Source organism: Arthrobacter sp. AQ5-05, assembly GCF_003287975.1.
Classification (GTDB): domain Bacteria; phylum Actinomycetota; class Actinomycetes; order Actinomycetales; family Micrococcaceae; genus Paeniglutamicibacter.
In genome coordinates, this window is the sequence record NZ_QMKQ01000019.1 from 65361 (window position 1) to 85502 (window position 20142).

15 protein-coding genes are annotated in these 20142 nt (G+C 59.5%); 9 read left to right on the top strand and 6 right to left on the bottom strand.

What is annotated here, in order from left to right:
• Positions 1-191: 191 nt before the first annotated feature.
• The 4 genes from DQ353_RS15320 to dnaA all read right to left on the bottom strand — a co-directional run bounded on the left by DQ353_RS15320 (position 192) and on the right by dnaA (position 5646).
• Positions 192-743 (bottom strand): DciA family protein, encoded by a 552-nt coding sequence (locus DQ353_RS15320; protein ID WP_113763737.1) that lies wholly within the window; start codon positions 741-743, stop codon positions 192-194.
• The gene (gene recF, locus DQ353_RS15325) at positions 740-1942 is read right to left on the bottom strand and encodes a DNA replication/repair protein RecF (protein ID WP_113763739.1); all 1203 of its coding nucleotides are present in this window, start codon (positions 1940-1942) and stop codon (positions 740-742) included. The genes DQ353_RS15320 and recF overlap by 4 nt, the downstream gene beginning before the upstream one ends.
• Positions 1943-2111: 169 nt before the next feature.
• On the bottom strand, positions 2112-3242 hold the full coding sequence (gene dnaN, locus DQ353_RS15330; RefSeq protein WP_113763741.1) for a DNA polymerase III subunit beta: 1131 nt from the start codon (positions 3240-3242) through the stop codon (positions 2112-2114).
• Positions 3243-4233: 991 nt separating this feature from the next.
• Entirely contained in the window at positions 4234-5646 is a 1413-nt protein-coding gene (gene dnaA / locus DQ353_RS15335; protein WP_113763743.1) for a chromosomal replication initiator protein DnaA, read from the bottom strand.
• A gap of 501 nt (positions 5647-6147) precedes the next feature.
• Here dnaA and rpmH point away from each other — a divergent pair.
• The 8 genes from rpmH to DQ353_RS15375 all read left to right on the top strand — a co-directional run bounded on the left by rpmH (position 6148) and on the right by DQ353_RS15375 (position 11963).
• A complete protein-coding gene (gene rpmH / locus DQ353_RS15340) occupies positions 6148-6285 on the top strand; it encodes a 50S ribosomal protein L34 (RefSeq protein ID WP_113763745.1) in 138 nt (45 codons plus the stop codon).
• Positions 6286-6360: 75 nt separating this feature from the next.
• Complete coding sequence (rnpA, locus tag DQ353_RS15345) at positions 6361-6729, top strand: ribonuclease P protein component (protein WP_113763747.1); 369 nt, start codon at positions 6361-6363, stop codon at positions 6727-6729.
• Complete coding sequence (yidD, locus tag DQ353_RS15350; RefSeq protein ID WP_181578429.1) at positions 6713-7072, top strand: membrane protein insertion efficiency factor YidD; 360 nt, start codon at positions 6713-6715, stop codon at positions 7070-7072. The genes rnpA and yidD overlap by 17 nt, the downstream gene beginning before the upstream one ends.
• A gap of 15 nt (positions 7073-7087) precedes the next feature.
• Positions 7088-8053 carry a membrane protein insertase YidC gene (gene yidC, locus DQ353_RS15355; RefSeq protein WP_113763751.1) on the top strand — a complete coding sequence of 322 codons (966 nt, stop codon included), beginning with the start codon at positions 7088-7090 and terminating at the stop codon, positions 8051-8053.
• 2 nt (positions 8054-8055) lie between these two features.
• Positions 8056-8604, top strand: coding sequence for a Jag family protein (locus DQ353_RS15360; protein WP_113763753.1), 549 nt, complete (start codon positions 8056-8058; stop codon positions 8602-8604).
• A gap of 25 nt (positions 8605-8629) precedes the next feature.
• The gene (rsmG, locus tag DQ353_RS15365; RefSeq protein WP_113763755.1) at positions 8630-9271 is read left to right on the top strand and encodes a 16S rRNA (guanine(527)-N(7))-methyltransferase RsmG; all 642 of its coding nucleotides are present in this window, start codon (positions 8630-8632) and stop codon (positions 9269-9271) included.
• 65 nt (positions 9272-9336) lie between these two features.
• Positions 9337-10464, top strand: coding sequence for a ParA family protein (locus DQ353_RS15370; RefSeq protein WP_286166845.1), 1128 nt, complete (start codon positions 9337-9339; stop codon positions 10462-10464).
• Between the two features lie 287 nt (positions 10465-10751).
• Positions 10752-11963: a ParB/RepB/Spo0J family partition protein gene (locus DQ353_RS15375; protein ID WP_113763759.1), complete on the top strand. Its 1212-nt coding sequence runs from the start codon at positions 10752-10754 to the stop codon at positions 11961-11963.
• Positions 11964-13247: 1284 nt separating this feature from the next.
• Here DQ353_RS15375 and DQ353_RS21360 read toward each other — a convergent pair.
• Positions 13248-13586: a hypothetical protein gene (locus tag DQ353_RS21360; protein WP_146755269.1), complete on the bottom strand. Its 339-nt coding sequence runs from the start codon at positions 13584-13586 to the stop codon at positions 13248-13250.
• 205 nt (positions 13587-13791) lie between these two features.
• Here DQ353_RS21360 and DQ353_RS15385 point away from each other — a divergent pair, with 205 nt between their 5' ends.
• On the top strand, positions 13792-14133 hold the full coding sequence (locus DQ353_RS15385; RefSeq protein ID WP_113763763.1) for a YciI family protein: 342 nt from the start codon (positions 13792-13794) through the stop codon (positions 14131-14133).
• Between the two features lie 829 nt (positions 14134-14962).
• Here DQ353_RS15385 and DQ353_RS22635 read toward each other — a convergent pair.
• Entirely contained in the window at positions 14963-15295 is a 333-nt protein-coding gene (locus DQ353_RS22635; RefSeq protein ID WP_353616698.1) for a dihydrofolate reductase family protein, read from the bottom strand.
• Positions 15296-20142: the final 4847 nt, after the last annotated feature.

Genomic DNA, 20142 nt, shown 5'->3' on the forward strand with positions numbered 1-20142 from the left:
TTGTCGCACTGACAAAACGCCTGTACCAATTCTACCGCGTATCGCCAAAATAATCGGACATTGACCGGCGGCAACATGCCGCCAATGGCCACCAAGCACACTTAGGAACGATTGGTTCGGCCTCGAGTGGGGGGCTATGTGGCTTGTGCGCTGTGAGTGCTCCAGTGGGCCAGCTACGCGTTTTGTTTTTCCTAGCCGTAGGTGTCGCGCGGACCGCGGCCCTTGACCGAGCGTCCGCCGTGCCGCCAGGTGGGTGCCGCCGGGCCCAGAACCCGGATCACGGTGATCACGCCGTGGCCCAGTTCCTTGTCGAAATGCTTGAGCAGTTCGTGCGAGAGCAGGCGCATCTGGGTGGCCCAGGTCGTGGAGTCGCAGCGCACCACCACGGTGGAATCCTCGAAGGACTCTGGATTGCAGTGCGCGGCAATCTGCGGGCCCACCAGCTCTGCCCAGCGCGAGAGCACCGAACCCACGGCCACCGGAGCGCTCCAGCCGCGGTCGCGGACGATCTTGCCAAAGAGGTTGCCGATTTCCTGGGGGTCGCGCCCGTCGGTGTATTTCGTCGGTGCGGCGCTGGCCCGCCGCTTGGCCTTGCGTGCAGCGGCGTTTTCCTCGAACTTGGCGGCCTTGGCCGCGTCGATCCTGGCTTCGCCGCGGCTGAGGGCGGATTCGCGCATGCGATTGAGGATAGCGCGGGATGCATCCAGCGCCTCGGGGGCATGCGGGTCCTTCTCTTCGCTCACGAGCTCACGACTCCCGGGCTGACCTTGAGGAAGGTGCCGCCGAGCTCCTCGGGCACGTCCGAGGCGACCGCGGCGGTGACGATCACCTGGTCGGCGCCGGCCACGATGGAGGCCAGCCGGGTGCGCCGGGTGGCATCGAGTTCGGCAAAGACGTCGTCCAGGATCAGGATCGGTCCGGCGCCGGGGCGCGGGTCGTCCTCGCCCATGACCTTGTAGGCGGCAAGCCGCAGGGCCAGGGCCAGCGACCAGGTCTCTCCATGGCTGGCGTATCCCTTGGCCGGGGCGCTGCCCAGGGTCAGCAGGACATCGTCGCGGTGCGGCCCGACCAGGGTGATGCCGCGTTCGAGTTCCTTGGCACGGGTGTTCAACAGCGCCGCGAGGAACATTTCCTCCAGTTCCTCAATGGTGGCGTCCAGCAGCGCGGCCGGGGCCACCCTGGAGGTGTCGTCCTCGCCGGCCGGGGCCGCGGCGGGGGAGTCCTCGTCATCGAAATCGGCCACAACCGTGCATTGGTAGTAGGCGCGGGCCTCCTTGTTGGCATCGGCCAGCGAAGCGTAGGCGGCACCCATGTACGGGGACAGCAAGCTGAGGACCTGGAGCCGCCCGCGCAGCACCCGGGCTCCGGCCCGCGCCAGGTGGGTGTCCCAGACATCGAGGGTGGATTCGTGTGCGGTGGAAAGCTTGCCGCCTGCGCGTGCGGATTTCAGCAGGGCGTTGCGCTGCTTCAGGACGCGTTCGTAGTCCCCTCGGGTGGCTGCCTCGCCCGGACGCAGGGTGACCAGCAATTCATCCAGGAAACGGCGCCGGTTCGATGGATCGCCCTTGACCAGGGCCAGGTCTTCCGGGGCAAAGAGCACGGTCCGCACGATGCCGAGGATGTCACGGGCCCGCACGGGGCTGGCCCGGTTGATCCTGGCCCGGTTTGCCTTGCCGGCGGTGATTTCCACCTCGAGCGTGGTCACCAGCTTGGCGCGCTGGACCCTCGCCCGGACCAGGGCCCGGTCGGTGCCGAAACGCAGCAGCGGTGCGTCATTGGTGACCCGGTGGGACGAAAGCGTTGCGAGATAGCCAATGGCTTCGACGATGTTGGTCTTGCCGACGCCGTTGGAACCTACAAGAACGTTGGTGCCAGGTCCCAGCTCAACATCGGCTTGCGCATAGGAGCGGAAGTCGGTGAGGGAGACATGTGAGATATACACCTAAACGTCCTGCGATGGGATCGGGCGGGATGCCGTCGATCGGATGACAAAGGCTTGGTGGAAACCGCCAAGAAAATTTGTGTCCGGCCGCTCCGTTTGGAGCGGACGTGGAGCGGCCGAACACGAGATTGCGGCGGGAAGGAAAACCGTGTTTTCCCCCGCAGGCAACCTAATTGGGCAAGTTTGGTAGGCGTACCGGCATGACCAGGTATCGGTACTGGTCGCTGTCCTGTCCGTCCAGGGAAGACTGGGCAGTCATCATGGCGGGCTTGGGGGCGCTGGTGAAGGAGAAACGAACGAATTCGCTGTCGAAGGCGTTCAGGCCCTCGCTCAGGTAGGCGGGGTTGAACGCGACGGTGATTTCCTCGCCGTCGATCTGCGCCTCGATGGATTCCTCGGCCTGGGCGTCTTCGCCGGTACCGGCATCAAGCGACAGCTGGCCGCCGGTGAAGGAGAGCCTCACCGGGGTGTTGCGTTCGGCAACAACCGCTACGCGGCGGACCGCTTCCATGAGATCGGAGGTCCGCACCGTGGCATGGATTGGCGTGTTCTCGGGGAACAGCGAGCGGATCTTGGGGTAGTCACCGTCGACAAGCAACGAGGTGGTGCGGCGGTTTCCGCTTTCGAATCCGATGAGTTCATTGCCCTCGCCCAGCGCGATCTTCAATTCCCCGGCCGAGCCCAGGGTCTTGGCGACCTCGTTCAGGGTCTTGGCCTTGACCAGTGCGGAAGTTGAAATCCCGGACTGCGACGGCTTCCAGTGGACCTCGCGCATGGCCAGGCGGTAGCGGTCCGTGGCGAGGAAGGTGATCAGGTCGTCTTCGATTTCCATCTTGACGCCGGTAAGGATCGGCAAGGTGTCGTCCTTGGAGGCTGCAACGATGACCTGGTTGATTGCGTGGGCAAAGGCCTCGCCATCGACAACGCCGGTCACTTCCGGAAGCACTGGAAGTTCCGGGTATTCGGCCACCGGCATCGTGGCCAGGTGGAATCGGCTACGGCCGCAAGTGAGCGTGACCTTGGTTCCGTCGGTTTCGATGACCGCGGTGGCATTCGGGAGGCTGCGGCAAATTTCGGCCAGCAACTTGCCGGATACCAGGATGGTTCCCTCTGCAGCGACATCTGCCGCAATTTCGAGGTGGGCAGAGATTTCGTAGTCGAACCCGGCCAGGGAAACGGTGCCGGCCGTTGCAGTGATCAGGATGCCTGACAGCACCGGGGAAGGCGGCCGTTGGGAAAGTGAACGGGCGGTCCAGGATACGGCTTCGGCCAATACATCCTTTTCAACGCTGAACTTCACGAAGTGTTCCGCCTTTCACGACGAAGTCGACAGTACATGACTTGACGCAAGCTTAGCGTCCTGGAAATCGGGACCCGGAACTGTTTCCGGGTACGAGGTGAGTTTGCAAGCTTGCTTGGTGAACCGACTGCGTTGGTTGGCAGAACTACGGCACAGCCTTCGAGCATACCGGTTTTTGGTGATCAATGAGCAAGCAGCCCGGTGGTCGTTCCCGGGCAACATCGTGGGACCACAAAAATCCGAAGACTGCACGTGGCCAAGGTCCAACTTGGAAGTGAACGCTCTCAATCCAGAGGCAAGGTCTTTTTAGGACCGGACAGCAAGATGCGGCGTTTCCACGAAATCGGGGTCGCTGTTTTCAAGCGCGCCGAAGCGGGACCGGGAATGCGGGTTCTGTCGGAGTAATGGATCGGCAGAGGGCATTCGATGATCCATGAGACGAGCACGGACCTGGAAACGGCAATCGAATCGTTCCCGGACGTCCATTTCTTGGGCGTCTGCCGGAAAGCTCCGGTGGAGGAGTCCGAAGGAAGGACGCTGTCCTCGAAAGGGATAAGCAGCTGAGACCGAGAGGACTCGCATCGAACCAAGAGATTCGGTTGTGTACGAATTCTTCAGTTGGAAAAAGTGCTTGGCCCTGGTGAAGAACTCTTCAACGACTAGGACCCAAATTTGGGTTATGTGGCCGATTTTGGTCGTTCGGGGCAAAAGGGGACTTGTTATCTGGGTGAATAAGAAGAAAGGGGTTAGTAGTGTTAATAACCCCTGTGGATACTGTGGATAACCGTCCATGGCCGCAGGAACATACCGATTATGCATGTGCACAACATGTGATTGGGCGTGACACTCAGTGTCACGCCCCCGTGGACAACTTTCCGCGTGAATTAAGGGATCCACAGGAGACCATGGAGTTATCCGCAGAAGATCGAGGTAGTCCACTTAATCATCCACAGGTTTATCCACACCTGTGGTTATCGGATTGTTGGAGGTCTTAGCCTTCGCGCTGCCGTTGCTTGATTCGGTTGGTCAGCTCGGTCACCTGGTTGAAAATGGCCCGACGTTCCGCCATGAGTTCGCGAATCTTGCGATCGGCGTGAATCACGGTGGTGTGGTCGCGACCGCCAAGTTCCTGGCCGATCTTTGGCAGCGACATATCGGTCAGCTCACGCAGGAGGTACATGGCGATTTGCCGTGCGGTCACCAAGGTCCGGGTCCTGGACTTGCTGGTGAGCTCTTCAATCGTGAGATTAAAGTACTCGGCAGTCTGGGCAACGATGGTCGCCGGCGTGATTTCCTGTGCGCCTTCGTCGGTGATCAAGTCCTTCAGGACCGTTTCGGCCAAGCTCATGTCCACGGTTTGGTTGTTGAGCGAGGCAAATGCGGTCACCCGGATCAACGCCCCCTCGAGCTCGCGGATATTCGTGGAGATTTTTGAAGCGATGTATTCCATGACCTCGTCGGGTGCGGACAGATTCTCCGCTGTGGCCTTCTTGCGCAGAATGGCAATGCGGGTTTCAAGCTCCGGAGGCTGGATATCCGTGAGCAGGCCCCATTCAAAACGGGAGCGCATGCGGTCTTCGAACCCGGACAGTTGCTTGGGCGGGAGGTCCGACGTGATGACAACCTGCTTGTTGTGGTTATGCAGGGCGTTGAAGGTGTGGAAGAACTCTTCCTGGGTGGCATCCTTGTTGGCCAAGAACTGGATGTCGTCAATGAGCAGGATGTCTACGTTCCGATAGGTCTGCTTGAAGCTCGCGCCTTCGTCGTCACGAATGGAGTTGATGAAGTCGTTCGTAAATTCCTCGGAATTTACGTAGCGGACCCGGATCCCGTTATACAGGTGGCGGGCGTAGTGGCCAATGGCGTGCAGCAGGTGGGTCTTGCCCAAGCCGGAATCGCCGTAGATGAACAACGGGTTGTAGGCCTTGGCCGGGGCCTCTGCGACTGCCACCGCTGCGGCATGGGCGAAACGGTTGGAAGAACCGATCACGAAGGTATCGAAAATGTATTTGGGGTTCAGGCGGCCGAATTCCTGGGAATTCGAGGGCGGCGACGGCTGCGGGAGGACATCGCTGATGCGTGCCTTGGGAACCGGCGGCAATTCAACGGGAGGAACCGGCGCTTCTTCCGGGAGCAAATCGGAGTCGATGCTGAACGCACACCGTATATCCGATTGGAAGACGAGCTTCAATGACTGTTCAAGGGGATCCTTGAGCTGGGTTTGAAGTACATCACGGGTCAACTCGTTGGGGACCGCCAGCAAGAGCGTCGTTCCGATGAGCCCCTGGGGCTGCGCCAGAGCAGCGAAGGCACGCTGCATGGGCGTTACCCGGTCGTCTTGTTCGATATGTCGAACTACCTGGCGCCAGGCACTGCCGACACTGTTGGTCTCGTCCGTGCTCACAATTAGGCCCCTTCGTTCTGTTACATCGACCAAACGGGCGACGAATGGGGCCCTCAACTGCCGAACCCCAACCAGATGATTCTAGCGGTCATCCACAGCGTTATGCACAGTCGGTGGATAACTTGAGGTGGATATCTCTTGAGGGCTTGCAAAACAGCGTGGTTGCAAGTAAAAATTGAGATCCAGGACAAGGGCGTCAGAGCCAATATTCGGGCGTTTTGGACGTTTATCCACCGCGGTATCCACAGCCAAGATCACATGGTGCACGGGGCGTGGGTGGGACGTGAATGGGCTCAATTTGACGTACCTTCACTTCCACCCCTATCGTTGTGTAGTCCTATGTGTGCACTTTTGGCACTGTGAGGTGCCTTTGAGAGTCTTCGGATTGTCGAATGCGCGGAGCAGTCCACAAGGGCCACCTGAATACGAGCGTCGGCCTGTTCTTCCCTACTTATTAGCAACGGGCAAGGCGCATCACATGATCGTCTTGGAGTTACTACCGTGAGCAAGCGGACTTTTCAGCCGAATAACCGTCGTCGTGCCAAGAAGCACGGTTTCCGACTTCGTATGCGTACCCGTGCAGGCCGTGCCATTTTGGCAACCCGCCGCACCAAGGGTCGCGTCGAACTTTCTGCATAACCATTAAGCACTACTGTCCTGAAATAGCGCAGGTTTTCGTGGGTTCTTTGTTTTTCAGACTCGACGCGTGACGTCGTGTTGCCAAAGAATCAACGACTGCGCCTTTCGCAGGACTTTACAGCCACTGTACGTTCCGGCGCCCGCACTGGGCGCCGGAACGTAGTGCTATATGCACGGGTTCGTTCTGAAGAACCCCAGGGCAATAACCGTTTTGGTTTTATCGTTTCCAAGGCCGTTGGCAATGCCGTGCAGCGCAATCTCGTCAAGCGACGAATGCGTGCACTGGCCGCGCAGTTCACTGCGGATGCCACCGGCCTCGATGTCGTGCTCCGGGCACTGCCTGGTTCTGCGGACATCGATTGGGACGAGCTTAGCCAGCAAGTCCGTTCCGGGCTTGGTTCGGTTGTTCCTAAGGCAGGTGCGAAGCGTGAAAAAGGAATCTAGACCCAGAACAGGGATCCTCTGGTTCCTGATTGATATCCCTAGAAACCTCATTATCGGTTTCCTCATGGTTTATCGCAGGATCATTTCGCCGATCTATGGCGATGTTTGTCGCTATTTTCCCAGCTGCTCGGCTTACGGCCTTGAAGCGGTTACGGTTCATGGAGCTGTCAAAGGCATCGGACTAACCATCTGGCGTGTCTTAAGATGTAATCCGTTTAGCCATGGCGGGATCGATTACGTTCCCGAAGGCCGGCGGATTTGGCCAGAAGGCAAGACCCCCAAGATCATGGTGTTGAATCATCCTCCGATTCCCGCCGACGAAGACGCCGCAGACGCGGCCTGAGGAGCATGACCGGTAATGAACTTCCTTGACCTGATACTGACCCCGTTTCGGTACGTAGTCTCGTGGATCCTTTGGGCCTTCCACGAACTGTTCACATTCATTGGCATGGATCCCAACTCCGGTTGGACATGGACGCTGTCCATCATCTTCCTGGTGTTGTTGATTCGAACCGCACTGATCCCTGTATTCGTGAAGCAGATCAAGGCGCAGCGCGCCATGCAGGCACTCCAGCCTGACCTGCGCAAGCTCCAGGCCAAGTACAAGGGCAAGAAGGACCAGCTCTCGCAGCAGGCGATGATTGCCGAGCAGCGTGCCCTGTTCAAGAAGCACAAGACCAACCCCCTGTCTTCCTGCCTGCCGATGCTTGTCCAGATGCCGTTCTTCTTCGCGCTCTTCCGCGTCTTGAACAGTGCCTCCCAGGCCAGCGCCGCCGGTGAAAGCGTCGGCAAGCTGTCTGCCGACCACATCAAGAGCTTCGACCAATCTTCGATCTTCGGCGCCCGGCTTTCCGAAACCTTCCTGGGCACCATCAACTCCGATGGACCGATCAATGGTGCGGTTATTGTCGTTGCCATCGTGATGATCTTGGCGATGACGGCATCGCAGTTCATTACGCAGAAGCAGATCATGTCCAAGAACATGACGAAGGAAGCCCTCGAAGGCCCCTTCATGCAGCAGCAGAAGATCATGTTGTACATCCTTCCCCTGGTCTTCGGCATCGGTGGCATCAACTTCCCGATTGGTGTTTTGATCTACTGGACGGCCACCAACGTGTGGACCTTGGCCCAGCAGTACTACGTCATTCGCAACAACCCGACTCCGGGTTCACAGGCTGAGCGCGAACTCAATGAGCGCCGCGCCGCCAAGGGCCTTCCCCCCATGGGGCAGAAGAAGGCCGACGCGGAAGCCGAGGAAGCGATCGTTGAAGAGCCAAAGGTGCAGCGCGTCCAGCCACAGCGCAAGAACAGGAAGAAGAAGTAGCCATGAGCAATGTTGAGCAGAGCGACGCTATCGAGACCGCAATTCCGGTGGAGGAAACCGATGTTCTCGATGCTGCCAGCAGCATCGAAGAAGAAGGCGACATTGCCGCGGACTACCTCGAGGAACTGCTGGACATCGCCGATCTCGACGGCGACATCGACATTGAAGTCCGTGGTGGACGAACCTATATCTCAATCGCAGGCGAGCCCGAAGACGAGGCGTCCCTGCGTCGCCTGATCGGCTCCAAGGGCGAAGTCCTGGATTCCCTGCAGGAGCTCACTCGACTGGCTGTCCTGACTGCGACCGGCAACCGCTCACGCCTGGTCCTGGACATCACCGGGTACCGTCAGGGACGTGCCGGGGAGCTCCAGCGCATTGCCGGGGAAGCCGTGGCGAAGGTAGAAGCCACCGGCGAAGAAGTGGCCCTCGAGCCCATGAGCGCCTACGAGCGAAAGCTCGTTCACGATTGCGTGGGGTCGCTGGGCATGCACAGCGAGTCCGAGGGCGAGGGCCCTCGCCGCCACATCGTCGTTTCACGCGCCGACTCCTAAGCACGGAACCAAGGAACAACACGCTATGAGCAACGAAGTAGAACTTACCGCCGAAGAGAGCCAGGCCGCCCGGACCGTGTTCGGCGACCGCCTGGAGCTGGCAGAGCGATACGTTCAGCACCTGGCCACCTCCGGCATGGAGCGAGGCCTGCTTGGCCCTCGTGAAGTCCCACGGCTGTGGTCGCGGCATGTCTTGAACTGCGCCGTCGTTGCCAATCTGATCGATGAGGGCGCCCACGTTGCCGATGTCGGCAGCGGCGCGGGGCTTCCGGGGCTGACCTTTGCCCTGGCCCGCGCCGACCTCGAACTGACCTTGATTGAGCCGCTGGAACGCCGTTGCATCTGGTTGCACGAAGTTGTCGAGGATCTCGGGCTTGAGAACGTCACCGTGATGCGCGGCCGCGCCGAACAGGTCGTGGATCACGTGAATGCGGACTTCGCCACTGCTCGCGCGGTTTCGGCCCTGACGAACCTTGCCGGCCTCACCATCCCGCTGCTCCACGGCAAGGGCACTGTCTTGGCCATCAAGGGGCGCTCCGCGGCCGAGGAAGTGGACAAGGCAGCCAAGGTGATTCGCCGCCTGGGTGGAACCAAGACCGAGGTCGTAACGGTGGGAGAAGACATTCTCAGCGAACCGACGACCGTGGTGCGTATCAACGTAGGCTAGCGCAATCGCGATAGGCTGTACCAGGCGGCTCCAAGCCACCTGTTGAGTTAGTAGAGAGAACCGTTTTGAAGCGTAGCGTTAACAAGATTCCACCGTTTGCAGCGCTTTTCGCTAGCTTTGGTTCATCAAACATTCAAGAACAACCTAAATCGATTGATTCAATTGAGGTTGAAACTGTTTCACGTGAAACAATTTTTACCGCGGCGCCGATTCTCGATGAGAGCGAAGTCGTGGAGTTAACGGATTCCGATGGGGAGGACATAGTGGTGGCGAAGGAACCTGCGACAGTGCGAAATGTTTTCGATACCACCGACGATAGTTCTCCATTGGCCAGCCAGCTTGCCAGCGAGCACAAGCGTCGCGAAAAGCTGAGCGGACGGAAACTGCCGAAGCCAGACACCACCCGGTACATGACGGTCAGCAACCAGAAGGGTGGCGTCGGCAAGACGACCACCACGGTGAACATCGCCGCCGCCTTGGCCATAGCAGGACTCAACGTCCTGGTGATCGATATCGATCCGCAGGGGAATGCCTCCACCGCGCTGGGCATCGAACACCACGCGGACGTAGACAGCATCTACGATGTGCTCATCAACGACATGCCCTTGTCTGATGTTGTTGCCATTTGCCCAGACATCGACAACCTAACGGTTGCGCCAGCAACGATCCACCTCGCCGGAGCCGAAATTGAACTGGTGTCCCTGGTTGCTCGCGAGCAACGGCTTCGTCGCGCACTGGAGCAATATGCCCAGTACCGGGACGCAAACGGCATGGATCGATTGGACTACGTCTTCATTGACTGCCCGCCAAGCCTGGGACTCCTGACGGTCAATGCGTTCGTGGCAGCGCGTGAAGTCTTGATTCCAATCCAGTGTGAGTACTACGCGCTGGAAGGACTGAGCCAGCTGCTGAAGAACATTGAGATGATCCAGAAGCACTTGAACTCGGAACTCACTGTTTCGACGATCCTCCTGACCATGTACGACGGACGGACGAACCTGGCCGCACAGGTTGCCAGCGAGGTGCGTGAGCACTTCCCGAACCAGGTGCTCCAGGCGCTGATTCCACGAAGCGTTCGGATCTCAGAGGCTCCCAGCTACCAGCAAACCGTCATTACGTACGATTCGAGTTCCACCGGTGCCCTTTCGTACTTGGAAGCTGCCGCGGAAATTGCGGAGCGAGGCAACAACTAGCTTCCCCGGACCGAGCAGCCAAAATTGTTCGACAGGCAGCAGTTGTTGTGATCTTCCACGGTGTTTTATCCGAATGTTCTCTGAATAAGTTGTTTTAAAGATTCCGTGTCCTGAAACGGTTTCTAGCGCGGCTTACCCCTGTGACCTAGGGATGGTAGGGGTTGAAACCATCGCTTTTCAGCGGTGGGCGAGCCACACCCGTGAGCCGCGTCCTTAACAATCAATGGCCAGCCAGTAGAATTGCCTTGGGTCAAGGTAGTAACGGTGTCGAAAAGGAGTAACATCCAATGTCGGAAAAACGACGTGGTTTAGGACGAGGTCTAGGTGCGTTGATTTCGAGCAGCCCTGTCGTGGAGACTGAGGACGAAACTTCTAAGAATGTTTCACGTGAAACATCCAAGACGAAGACCGCGACCTCGACGAAGACCGCGGAGCTGATCGCCCCCAAGCGCAAGACGTCTGGAGCTGCCTCGAGCGCCAAGAAGGCTCGCCCCGTTGACATGTTCTTTGTTCCCGGGAAAACCGAGGAAGAGGTCGCGGCCGAGAAGTCTGCCTCGGCGACTTCGCCGTCCGCTGCGGCAAAGAAACGTCGCGCTCAGATGCCTGGCCTCATTGCATCCTCCGGTCGCGCGGGGGAGGCCGACGCGCTTGAACCTGCTGCTAACGATCTCGTTGACGTACCTGGTGCCAGCTTCGCCGAGATCGCCGTGGACATGATCCACCCAAACCGCAAACAGCCCCGTTCCTACTTCGACGAAGAACACATGGACGAATTGGTCCATTCCATTCGCGAGGTTGGGCTGCTGCAGCCAATCGTCGTGCGTCCGTCGCGAGAGAACGACAAAGAACCCTATGAGATTGTCATGGGTGAGCGCCGCTGGCGGGCCACCCAGGCAGCCGGTCTGACCACGATTCCAGCAATCGTGCGGGAAACCCAGGACGATGATCTTCTCCGCGACGCGTTGTTGGAAAACCTGCACCGATCACAGCTCAACCCGCTCGAAGAAGCCGCCGCATACCAGCAGCTGCTGAGCGAGTTTTCCTGCACCCAGGAAGTCCTGTCGGAGCGTATTGGTCGTTCTCGTTCCCAAATCTCCAACACCATTCGACTCATGAAGCTACCCGCGCTTGTACAGCGGAGGGTTGCGGTCGGAGTTATCTCTGCAGGTCACGCGCGCGCTCTGTTGGGGCTGGCCGACGTGGTTGAGATTGAAAAGTTGGCTCAGCGAATCGTCAATGAGGGCATGTCGGTGCGCGCCACGGAGGAAGCTGTCGCCATGGGCGATGGTCAACAAAAACCGCGGAAGACGGCCGCGCCAAAGCAGACGCAGCGCCACGAGCGCCTCGATTTCTTGGCAACCTCGCTTTCCGATCGGCTGGATACAAACGTCAAGATCTCGCTCGGGGCCCGGAAGGGTCGCGTCAGTATTGAGTTCGCCAGCGTTGACGACCTCAACCGCATCATGGGCGTCCTGTCGCCGGAAGCGGAAGCCAAGTAGTAGCGACCCTTGAACAAAGCTGCAGTGTTTCACGTGAAACACTGCAGCTTTGTTTTTGACTTGGTATCCAACTGACTTTGGCAACGAATGGATCGATTTCGCATCCCTGCCGAACAGCTGCCACATAGCCGCGGCGTTTGCGTGACTGCGTCCGGGCCATCTCCCGCCAACGGGATCGCCAACCCTGCCTATGCGGGCCAAGAAGGTGCCTACTGCAGGCAAGGGAACCTCGCCTGCCCACGGGGCGTCCGGCAGTGCCCTGGGCCCCCGAAGCCCCGTGCGCTGGCAGGTGAGTGGTCTCGGTAGGCAAGCAGGGTGGTAATGGCCAGAGACTGTCCTGCAAGCACTTGGGCGCTTGAGGGCTTGAGGGCTTGGAGGCACCGAGGTTTTCGGCTGAGGCCAGAACCCATCCAACCGGGGAACCGCTGGCCTTGGCAGGTCTTCACTCTATGCGACCCGTGCAAGGCTTCTTGGAGCTCGTGAATATTTGCCCTTGTGGGAGCCCTCGATAATGAGTGTGGGGAACACCCCGCGAAGACACCAATATTCCCTTTGGGAACCACCGGTGGCTTTGTCGGGAGGCATTTGCCGTCGACAGGTGGCCGACCCTACGACATGAGCTGGCCCAATCTGGAAGTTGGAACCATTGCCCAGGATGGGCAGATGGGCACGGTGAAGTGCCAGAAGGGCAGTGCGCCTTCAATCCTGCCGGCGATGGATGGGTCGTTGCCGGAGTCCAACGTTGGGTAGCGTCTCCGCCTCCTGGCCGAGGTCATGCAGCGTGGCTACGGCTCGACTGTGTTCTGCATGCTGTGTCTAGGGAAGGACTGGCACCAGCGGGTCGGCTCCGGCGTCCACGCCAAGCCGGTCATGGAACGGCTTGTCCACAACACCATCGGGACATGAAGCTATAGCATGCGCGAGAAGATCGGCGCCATTCAGCAGAGTCGGAGCTTTTGAAAGCCGGGGCCGCCCACCCAAGCAGCTAACGGCCCCCAAAGGCAATAATGGGTGGTCCCCAAAACGTCTTGTACCCAGCTTGCAAAACTTACCTTCGCAACCAGGTTGTTGCGTGGCTGAATTCACCCAAAGATGCACGCATTGAGATGCCGGAATCTCCTCGACGCTACCGGCCCTAACGCCGAAACCGTGTGGACAACATCATGAATTCCGGGAGGCAGTGGCGTTCCATGGGTACCGAGGAGCTCTCATTGTTCGTCTGGCAAGGCGGACGCCCGGCGCATCCCTGTAGATTCGCATGGTTTCGGTACCGTGCTGGCATTCTCAAACATTCGTTGGCAAGGGTGACACGCGCATTTTCTGGGGATGGCGGCAGTATTGGCGGCGTCCAAGAACGCCCTTGTTATCGCCGGGACAAGATTCCGGCTGGTCGGGGGTGGTTCCCGCCCTGAATGCCCACAGATCCCCAAGAGCCAGTGTGCAAGCACCCATGTATCGGCCGTCGAGCTGCTTGGCGAGTACATCGATTATGTCGACGGTGAGCAGAGCATGACGGCCATATAGCTGGCGCAGTTTGGCATAGAACGGTTCGTCGGGGGTGGACGCGTCGGCCAAGATTATTCTGCATCTCGCGCCGATCATGATCATGCGCAGATCATGCATGTTGACCCACCTTCAAGTGGTCGTGCGTTGAATCGTGCTCTATAGCTCTATACCGGTACCATCCGCGTAAGTTCCATGCCTCAGCCGTGGCGTTCTTCCCTTCCTTGACCACTGTCGGACTCCTGGGCAATAATCGTGCTGGATATCAGAAGGGTTCGCAGGGTGGCATCGACGGATGGTGGATCCTAAGCAGGGGAGTGGACGTATGACGAAGTACCTGATCTCGTTCCCCGGAGAAGCCATGGTGTTCCCCGAGGAAGACTTCAACACAGTGGTCCACGATGCGCACGCCGTCATAGACGACGCCAAATCTGCAGGCGTGTACGTCTTCAGTGGCGGGATCGATGGGAACGTGGATCCGGTGCTCGTGGCCGGCGATGGCACCATCACCGAGGGCACACACCCGGGCCACAAGGTGCCCAATGGCGGATACACCGTTCTCGAGCTGCCGTCGCGCGAAGCCGCACTTGAATGGGCCGCCAAGATCGCCGTCGCATGCCGCTGCGCCCAAGAAGTCCGGCAGTTCCAATACGACCCGGCAAGCTAACTAGGGGACCCTTTGCCAGCACCGGCCGTGTACCGTGTGCCAACAATGGGCGATGTGCGACCTGCATAGGGACGAGGATCCCGGAAGGCGGGGCATCGCTGGTCTACGCATCGATCGGTGTTGGACCGCCTTTCGTCTCATGTCAGCGGCTGACTCAACCATCTCCAGCTGAGTTTGGCCTCTCCAAGAAGGACGCCGTTCGCGGGAACCTGGCCAACGGCTAGCTGGTCCGTAGGATACGACGGGGCCCGTAATGGACCCCCGTTTGCCGGCGAAAGTGCCCCGGACGGGCGACGGCGCAGAGCCTGAGGGAACATTGGCTCCAGGACTTTGAATCTCCCTACCAAGCATCAGCACGCCCAACATCGAGAGAGGGCGATTCGCCCACTGCATCGGAATTGGGGATGGAGTTGCGTGGAGGTGTGTGGGGTCCTGGGATCTAATGTTTCACGTGAAACGCGTCCATGTGGACGGAGTTGCTTGGCATGGAACCTTTTGCTGATTGCGGACGACCACTTGGGACTGAATGAAACCGTCAATGTTCGAACCAGACGCGGCGGTACATTCCTGGCAGGTCACCAGCCCATGGCCACCGAACCATCCGATCATAATGATGGGGGAGCGCAATTGAGAGCTGTAGCTCCCAAGTCTATGGTTCGGTTCGTGCACCACCAACGAAGGGATTCCGTCGGTGACGGTTCGGTACAGGTCGGCAAAGCAGACCGACAACGGCACTCTTGAAGAAGGGCGCAGATTCAGCACCAAACGGCAAAGTGAACGCCTTGTTCCCGCTACGAGAGAAAATCCCGCATTTGTCGATGGGCAGCCGTCATACAGGATCCTTCATCCCGACCATGGTTTGCTCCTCCGCGATTATGTTCCAACCCTCTTGCCCGCCGGATGGCATCTCGCCAACGCCAGGTGTGCCATTGGCAAGGAGATAGTGGTGCATCACCGCGCCCTTGGGCGAAGCGACGACCGGTTCGATGAATTTGAGGTTCGCCGGCACCACTCCGTTGGCAAAGAGCTTCTTTCCACTGCCGAGGAGGATGGGACACGCCCAGAGTGCCAGCCGGTCGAAAAGCTGCTTGGTGAAGAGGGGGTCTGCACGAAATCGAGGCTGCCGATGACCTGGTGTTCTCGTGCCGGTCGCGCAGTTCATGCACGGCTTCGACGACATCTGGACCGAGCAGAGTGGAGTTGTGCCACTCGAGGATCGGTGCCTGGCGCGTGGCCACATACCTCGGTACGCGGTTGAGCACCTGCGCGGTGTTCCCGTCCTCGTGAAGCCAGTAAGAGGAAGAAATATCGTAGGTCCGACGCCCAAGCAGCAGGGCGTCCATTTCCGTCAACCCGGAACCGACTTGATCGTCGACGACGTCGTCCCAGAGAGGAGCCTGCCAACCGCCGAACGCGAAACCGCCTTCGGCGTCCTCCTCCGGCCCGTCTGGAGCCTGCGCAACTCCGTCAAGGGTAATAAACATGTCGGTATGGATGAGTCCCATGCCGTGCTCCTTTCCAGCCGCCCGTCGACACCCCGGCGGCGGAATCATTTCGAGGGCGGCACAGGAACTCGTGCGAGGCAACGGGTTTCGACGGAGAATATTTGATTCTTTGAGAGCCACCAATATTGCCGTTCAGAGCCTCCCCGCCAAAACGCGAGATTCTCCTTCAGAGCCACCAGTAGCGTCCTTGAGGGCCGTCAATGTCGCGCGTGGTGACCATCCCGGGAAAGGGGAATAATTTCCATGCGAGCCACTTTGCCGTCGACTTGCAGCTGGCCCCACGACGTGAGTCGGCCCCGGCCTCTACCCTTTGTTCGGATTGCTCAGGTCAGCAAGCTGCTGGGCACCGCGAAGTTCTGGAAGTGCACTGCGGACTCCATTCTGCCGACGACCGCGGGCCGTTGTCGGAGCGCGCTATCGAGAAGGGTCTCTGCCAGCGGATCGAGTCCGGCGAACGCCGCTGCGGCTCCACCTCGCCCGTGTGCTGCAGGCAGTATCAGTAGAATGACTGCCGCCATCGACTCGGCTTCGGCGGCCACGCCGATGCGAACATGGACCGGACCATCCACAACTCCATCTGAAGCGAAACCCGAAGGTACAACATTCGCGAGAAGATCGGTGCCGTTCAGGCTTGGAAGGATCCGTTGAAGGCCGGTGGCTCCCGCCCGGGGCGGTAATGGCGCTCAACAGCCATATTGGTGGCTCTGACAGGTAATATCCGGTGGCTCTCAAACCTCCGGATATTCAGAGAGAAGGGATCCCACCCAACGTCGCCCGAAATTGACTCGGGCGGTCCACGAATCCAGCCGTTCCCGAACAGCAGATGAGGGATCGGAAATAGCTTCGTGGGTTCGGTGTGTGCAGATGAGGATTTGATAATAGGTAGGGCGTTCAGGAGCCGCAGTGCGCCCCAGCGAAAGACAGATGATCCGGATTTGCTGTGCGTTCATCAATTGGAGGTGTGCAGGGGGCGCACGCATGATTGGTTTCGATCGAACGATCCTGTCGATCTGGGGAAAGTTGATACCGGACAAAGCTGAAAGTCGGACACGAGAATTCGGTGGCTTAGGGGAGCACCCTCTATTCACTGTGGGGACCACCGATACTGTCGCGTGTGCCAGTAGCTCCCGCTGAGGTGCCCGCGGGCCGCCATTGGTTCCCTTCCTTGAACGGATCCGGGCGCGAGCCAGAATGTGCTGTGGATGGACGGGGCCATGAAAACGACAACATGGTTGCCGGCGTGTAGCCACTGCATGCAGCCCTCCTGCGCATACAGACCGCAGAACACCGACGAAGTCGATCCGTGGATCCTGCCCGCAGCTTCCGACGGCAAGAGATGGCAATGTCCGATGGGAAGGCGCTCAGGGCCCATCCCCGGCACGCGCCGCGCATCATGCCGGAAGAGGCAGGCTGGATGTCCTCCGAGAGCCGTACGGACGGCTCCAAGGAGCATATGCTGCCATCCAGGAACAATAGGCAAGCACGGCGCAGGCAATGAACGCATCATTGGGCAAGGGAATCATCTCGTCCAAGTGCTGCCAACGGAAAGTGGCGAGGACCAATGAATTGGCGGTATCGGCGGAGCTGAGAGCAATGCTGCCGGAAAGTTGGTGCAGGGTAGGTCGTTCCCGGACGACAACGTGCTGGACGGGATTTGAGACCGCAACCCCCGTCACTGAGAATAGGGGCAGGTACACGAGGCAGTGCGATGGCTATCCTACCCAGATGCGTTCGGCTTCGAATCACCGGCAGCACCATTTGGGCCGCGCCTGTGTGGAACATCGGCGGGGCGTCGAGGTCGGTCTCAGTGTCGAAATGAGCTCTGATGGTCAGACTCCAAAGGAATGTCTTCGTGCCTGCAACGGGAACCGTGGGTTGGATGGTTGGGGGACCGGACTTCAACGGGAGTTGATCGGACGACGTCCCGTGGGTGAGCCAATATGTGGCCTTAGACTTCCATGGCGTCCCAGGACCAAACGATCGTCCGTGCCAGGCCACGTATGAAACACATATGACGGGATGGAGCATGAAGCGAAGGCAGGCTTTCGGACCCAACGATGAGCGTCTCGTGATTGGGGACCCGCCTGTCGAGGGCGCAAGCACCTGCCGGTGGTCCTGTACCTCACACGTGGTTTCCGCGCAAGGATCGCATGCGCCGACGCCGGTTCCCCGGGACTGCAGTCCAGGGTGCAGAAATTGAAGATCATTCTGCCACTCCCTTCATCCGGGATCCAGCGACTCGAGATATTGCGCCCGCCCATGAAGCACAAGGGAAGACGAGCGCCCCGGCCTTCGATTCAGAAAGTCGGGGACTACGGGGATACCCTTTGCACCCCCGCATCTCGAGGCAAACGAATAGAGGATTTACGCTTGGTCCGATCTTCTTCATGACCGGATCGGACGTGGCTCGTGACTGCAGCATACCGAAGGTGTTGAACCCGATTCCGAGCGCTCTGGGATTCCAATCAACGCGCCTCCGATCCCGTTGGGAAGCCAACCACGTAGGTTCTTCCCACAAGGGAAACGATGGAATCGGAGGTGTGGCAGTGATTTCCACTGCTCATGAACTCTGCCTCCACGGAGATCTTCGATGGGATCGATTCGACTTCGGGCTGTTTCGAGCGGACATGAAACAGCGCTTGATGAACATTGCCCGAGATTGTTTCACGTGAAACGTGGGGATACCGAACCGGCTCCGCTTGTCCTACGGCGACTGCCGCGGCGATCTCGACCGGGCCCGAAAGTGTTTCACGTGAAACAAGAAGGAGGCAGGGGCTAGCGGTTTCCGCGAGAGCACTCATCATGACTCAAGCTGCGGGGAGTTTGTTTCACGTGAAACAACAGGGCGGCTTCAAGGTCGCCGGCCTGAGTCGCCCCGATCGTCTCGGGGATCCTGCCCGGATCGTGACGTGGGCCCATGACGACATTAACGAGGCTCAGGCGGGTCCATGCAAGCGTGTAGTGCGGCGGCAATGGGTCGCATGAAGGCAAGTGCCCGTGCCGTCTCGCCTGAGAACTCCGGATGATTGCCTTTCGCGCGCCGACAAATCTCCGCAAGCGGAGGACACGCTTGATGCCGCGGAGCCGCGGACCAGCCCGCCAGCTGTGCCCGGAATGGCTTGAAGACCGACGTGGACAGCCATGGCGGGCCTGCATGGGTGTGATGGCACGTCTACGGCTGCACCCAGACGAGGTACGAGGGTGCCTTGTGGCATCACGGGGAGATGGCGAATGAAGCGCTGGTCAGGAAATTGCGAAGTCTCTCGGTTGCGAAGGGTCACCACAAGCACGACCCTGGAGACTCGGAGAGTTGTCCGCGGAATTTGGCGGCGACAGACCAAATACAGGATGCCTCGAACGTGCAGCGGTGCGACCCTGCTACCAGTGGCCGCACCAGCCGGCGGAAGACGCGATCATCGGGATTGGATTTGCTCGTTTGGGTGGTGGAGATCGATTGCGCACTCTCAACCGGGCGGATTCCAGTGGGGCCGGGGAGCCTACCAAATGGATTGGTCGATAAGTTCGCGGTCAGCGCGGTCAGCGCGGTCAGCGCGGTCAGCGCGGTCAGCGCGGTCGGCTGGGGCCAGGGGACAACGAGCCCCGCCCAGCTGCCAATGGGCACTAGCGGGGCGAAGGCGAGATGTTGGATAAGCACGGATCGGCAGTGGCCGCATATCGGGCAGGTTCTCCACGGCGTTCGTTGGGAACCACCGTTGCCCGGCGGGTGATCCCGGTCCGACATTGCGCAATCAGGGACGATGCTGAGGATGACGGAACCATCCACAACAGCCAGATGGGAATTGATCTGCCGAGGGCCCGGCAAGGGGCAGAACGTCCGCGGAAATGCGCAAATGACACCTTGGCACTGCGCTGAACGCTCGAGGCGGCCACAGCTGCTGTCGACCGACGTCGAGTCCGCGACGTGCATGCACCAGGCGGGGAAGGGAAACATCCGCCAGCCCAGGCCCACCACTGTCGGCCACGAAATTGTTGGAGGGGGTGGAGAGCACTTTTCACCTGCCCGAGGAGTGTTGGCTCGATGGTCCCGCCAGGAAGCTGTCCCGCATGACTTTGGAACCCCAGGAACGTGGCTGCTGATCAGCTCCGGTGCTTCATTGCTGCGCAATATCAGCCGAAGGACTGGGCTCTACGATGGGACGGCGGTGGTCCTTCCCACGCGAAGATCAAGGACCGGATCCTCCGCAACACGTTTTGGATTGAACCAGGAACCTTCACCATGGGCGCGGAGACCTGCCCGGACTTCTGGCGGATGGCTGGAACCCGGACGGGTCAACGGTTCCCTGAAGCTGAGGGTCCTGCTGCCAACAGCAATATCCCCAATGGGAAGCGCCATCCAAACTCACGAATATTCACTCATGTCAACGGCAGTCTAAAACTGCCCGTCTACGGCAATTGAAATTGACCACTTGCGGCAGTCTCGCTGACCATGGGCGGCAACGGAATTGACCGGCTTTCGGGACGCCGCGCTGATGGCCACCGGCGC

Bases quoted from the DNA above. Each gene is read 5' to 3' on its own strand.
- DQ353_RS15385 (WP_113763763.1), top strand. From the start codon at position 13,792: ATGACGAAGTACCTGATCTCGTTCCCCGGAGAAGCCATGGTGTTCCCC.
- DQ353_RS15375 (WP_113763759.1), top strand. From the start codon at position 10,752: ATGTCGGAAAAACGACGTGGTTTAGGACGAGGTCTAGGTGCGTTGATT.
- yidC (WP_113763751.1), top strand. From the start codon at position 7,088: ATGAACTTCCTTGACCTGATACTGACCCCGTTTCGGTACGTAGTCTCG.
- DQ353_RS22635 (WP_353616698.1), bottom strand. From the start codon at position 15,295: ATGAACTGCGCGACCGGCACGAGAACACCAGGTCATCGGCAGCCTCGA.
- rsmG (WP_113763755.1), top strand. From the start codon at position 8,630: ATGAGCAACGAAGTAGAACTTACCGCCGAAGAGAGCCAGGCCGCCCGG.
- DQ353_RS15360 (WP_113763753.1), top strand. From the start codon at position 8,056: ATGAGCAATGTTGAGCAGAGCGACGCTATCGAGACCGCAATTCCGGTG.
- DQ353_RS21360 (WP_146755269.1), bottom strand. From the start codon at position 13,586: ATGCATGATCTGCGCATGATCATGATCGGCGCGAGATGCAGAATAATC.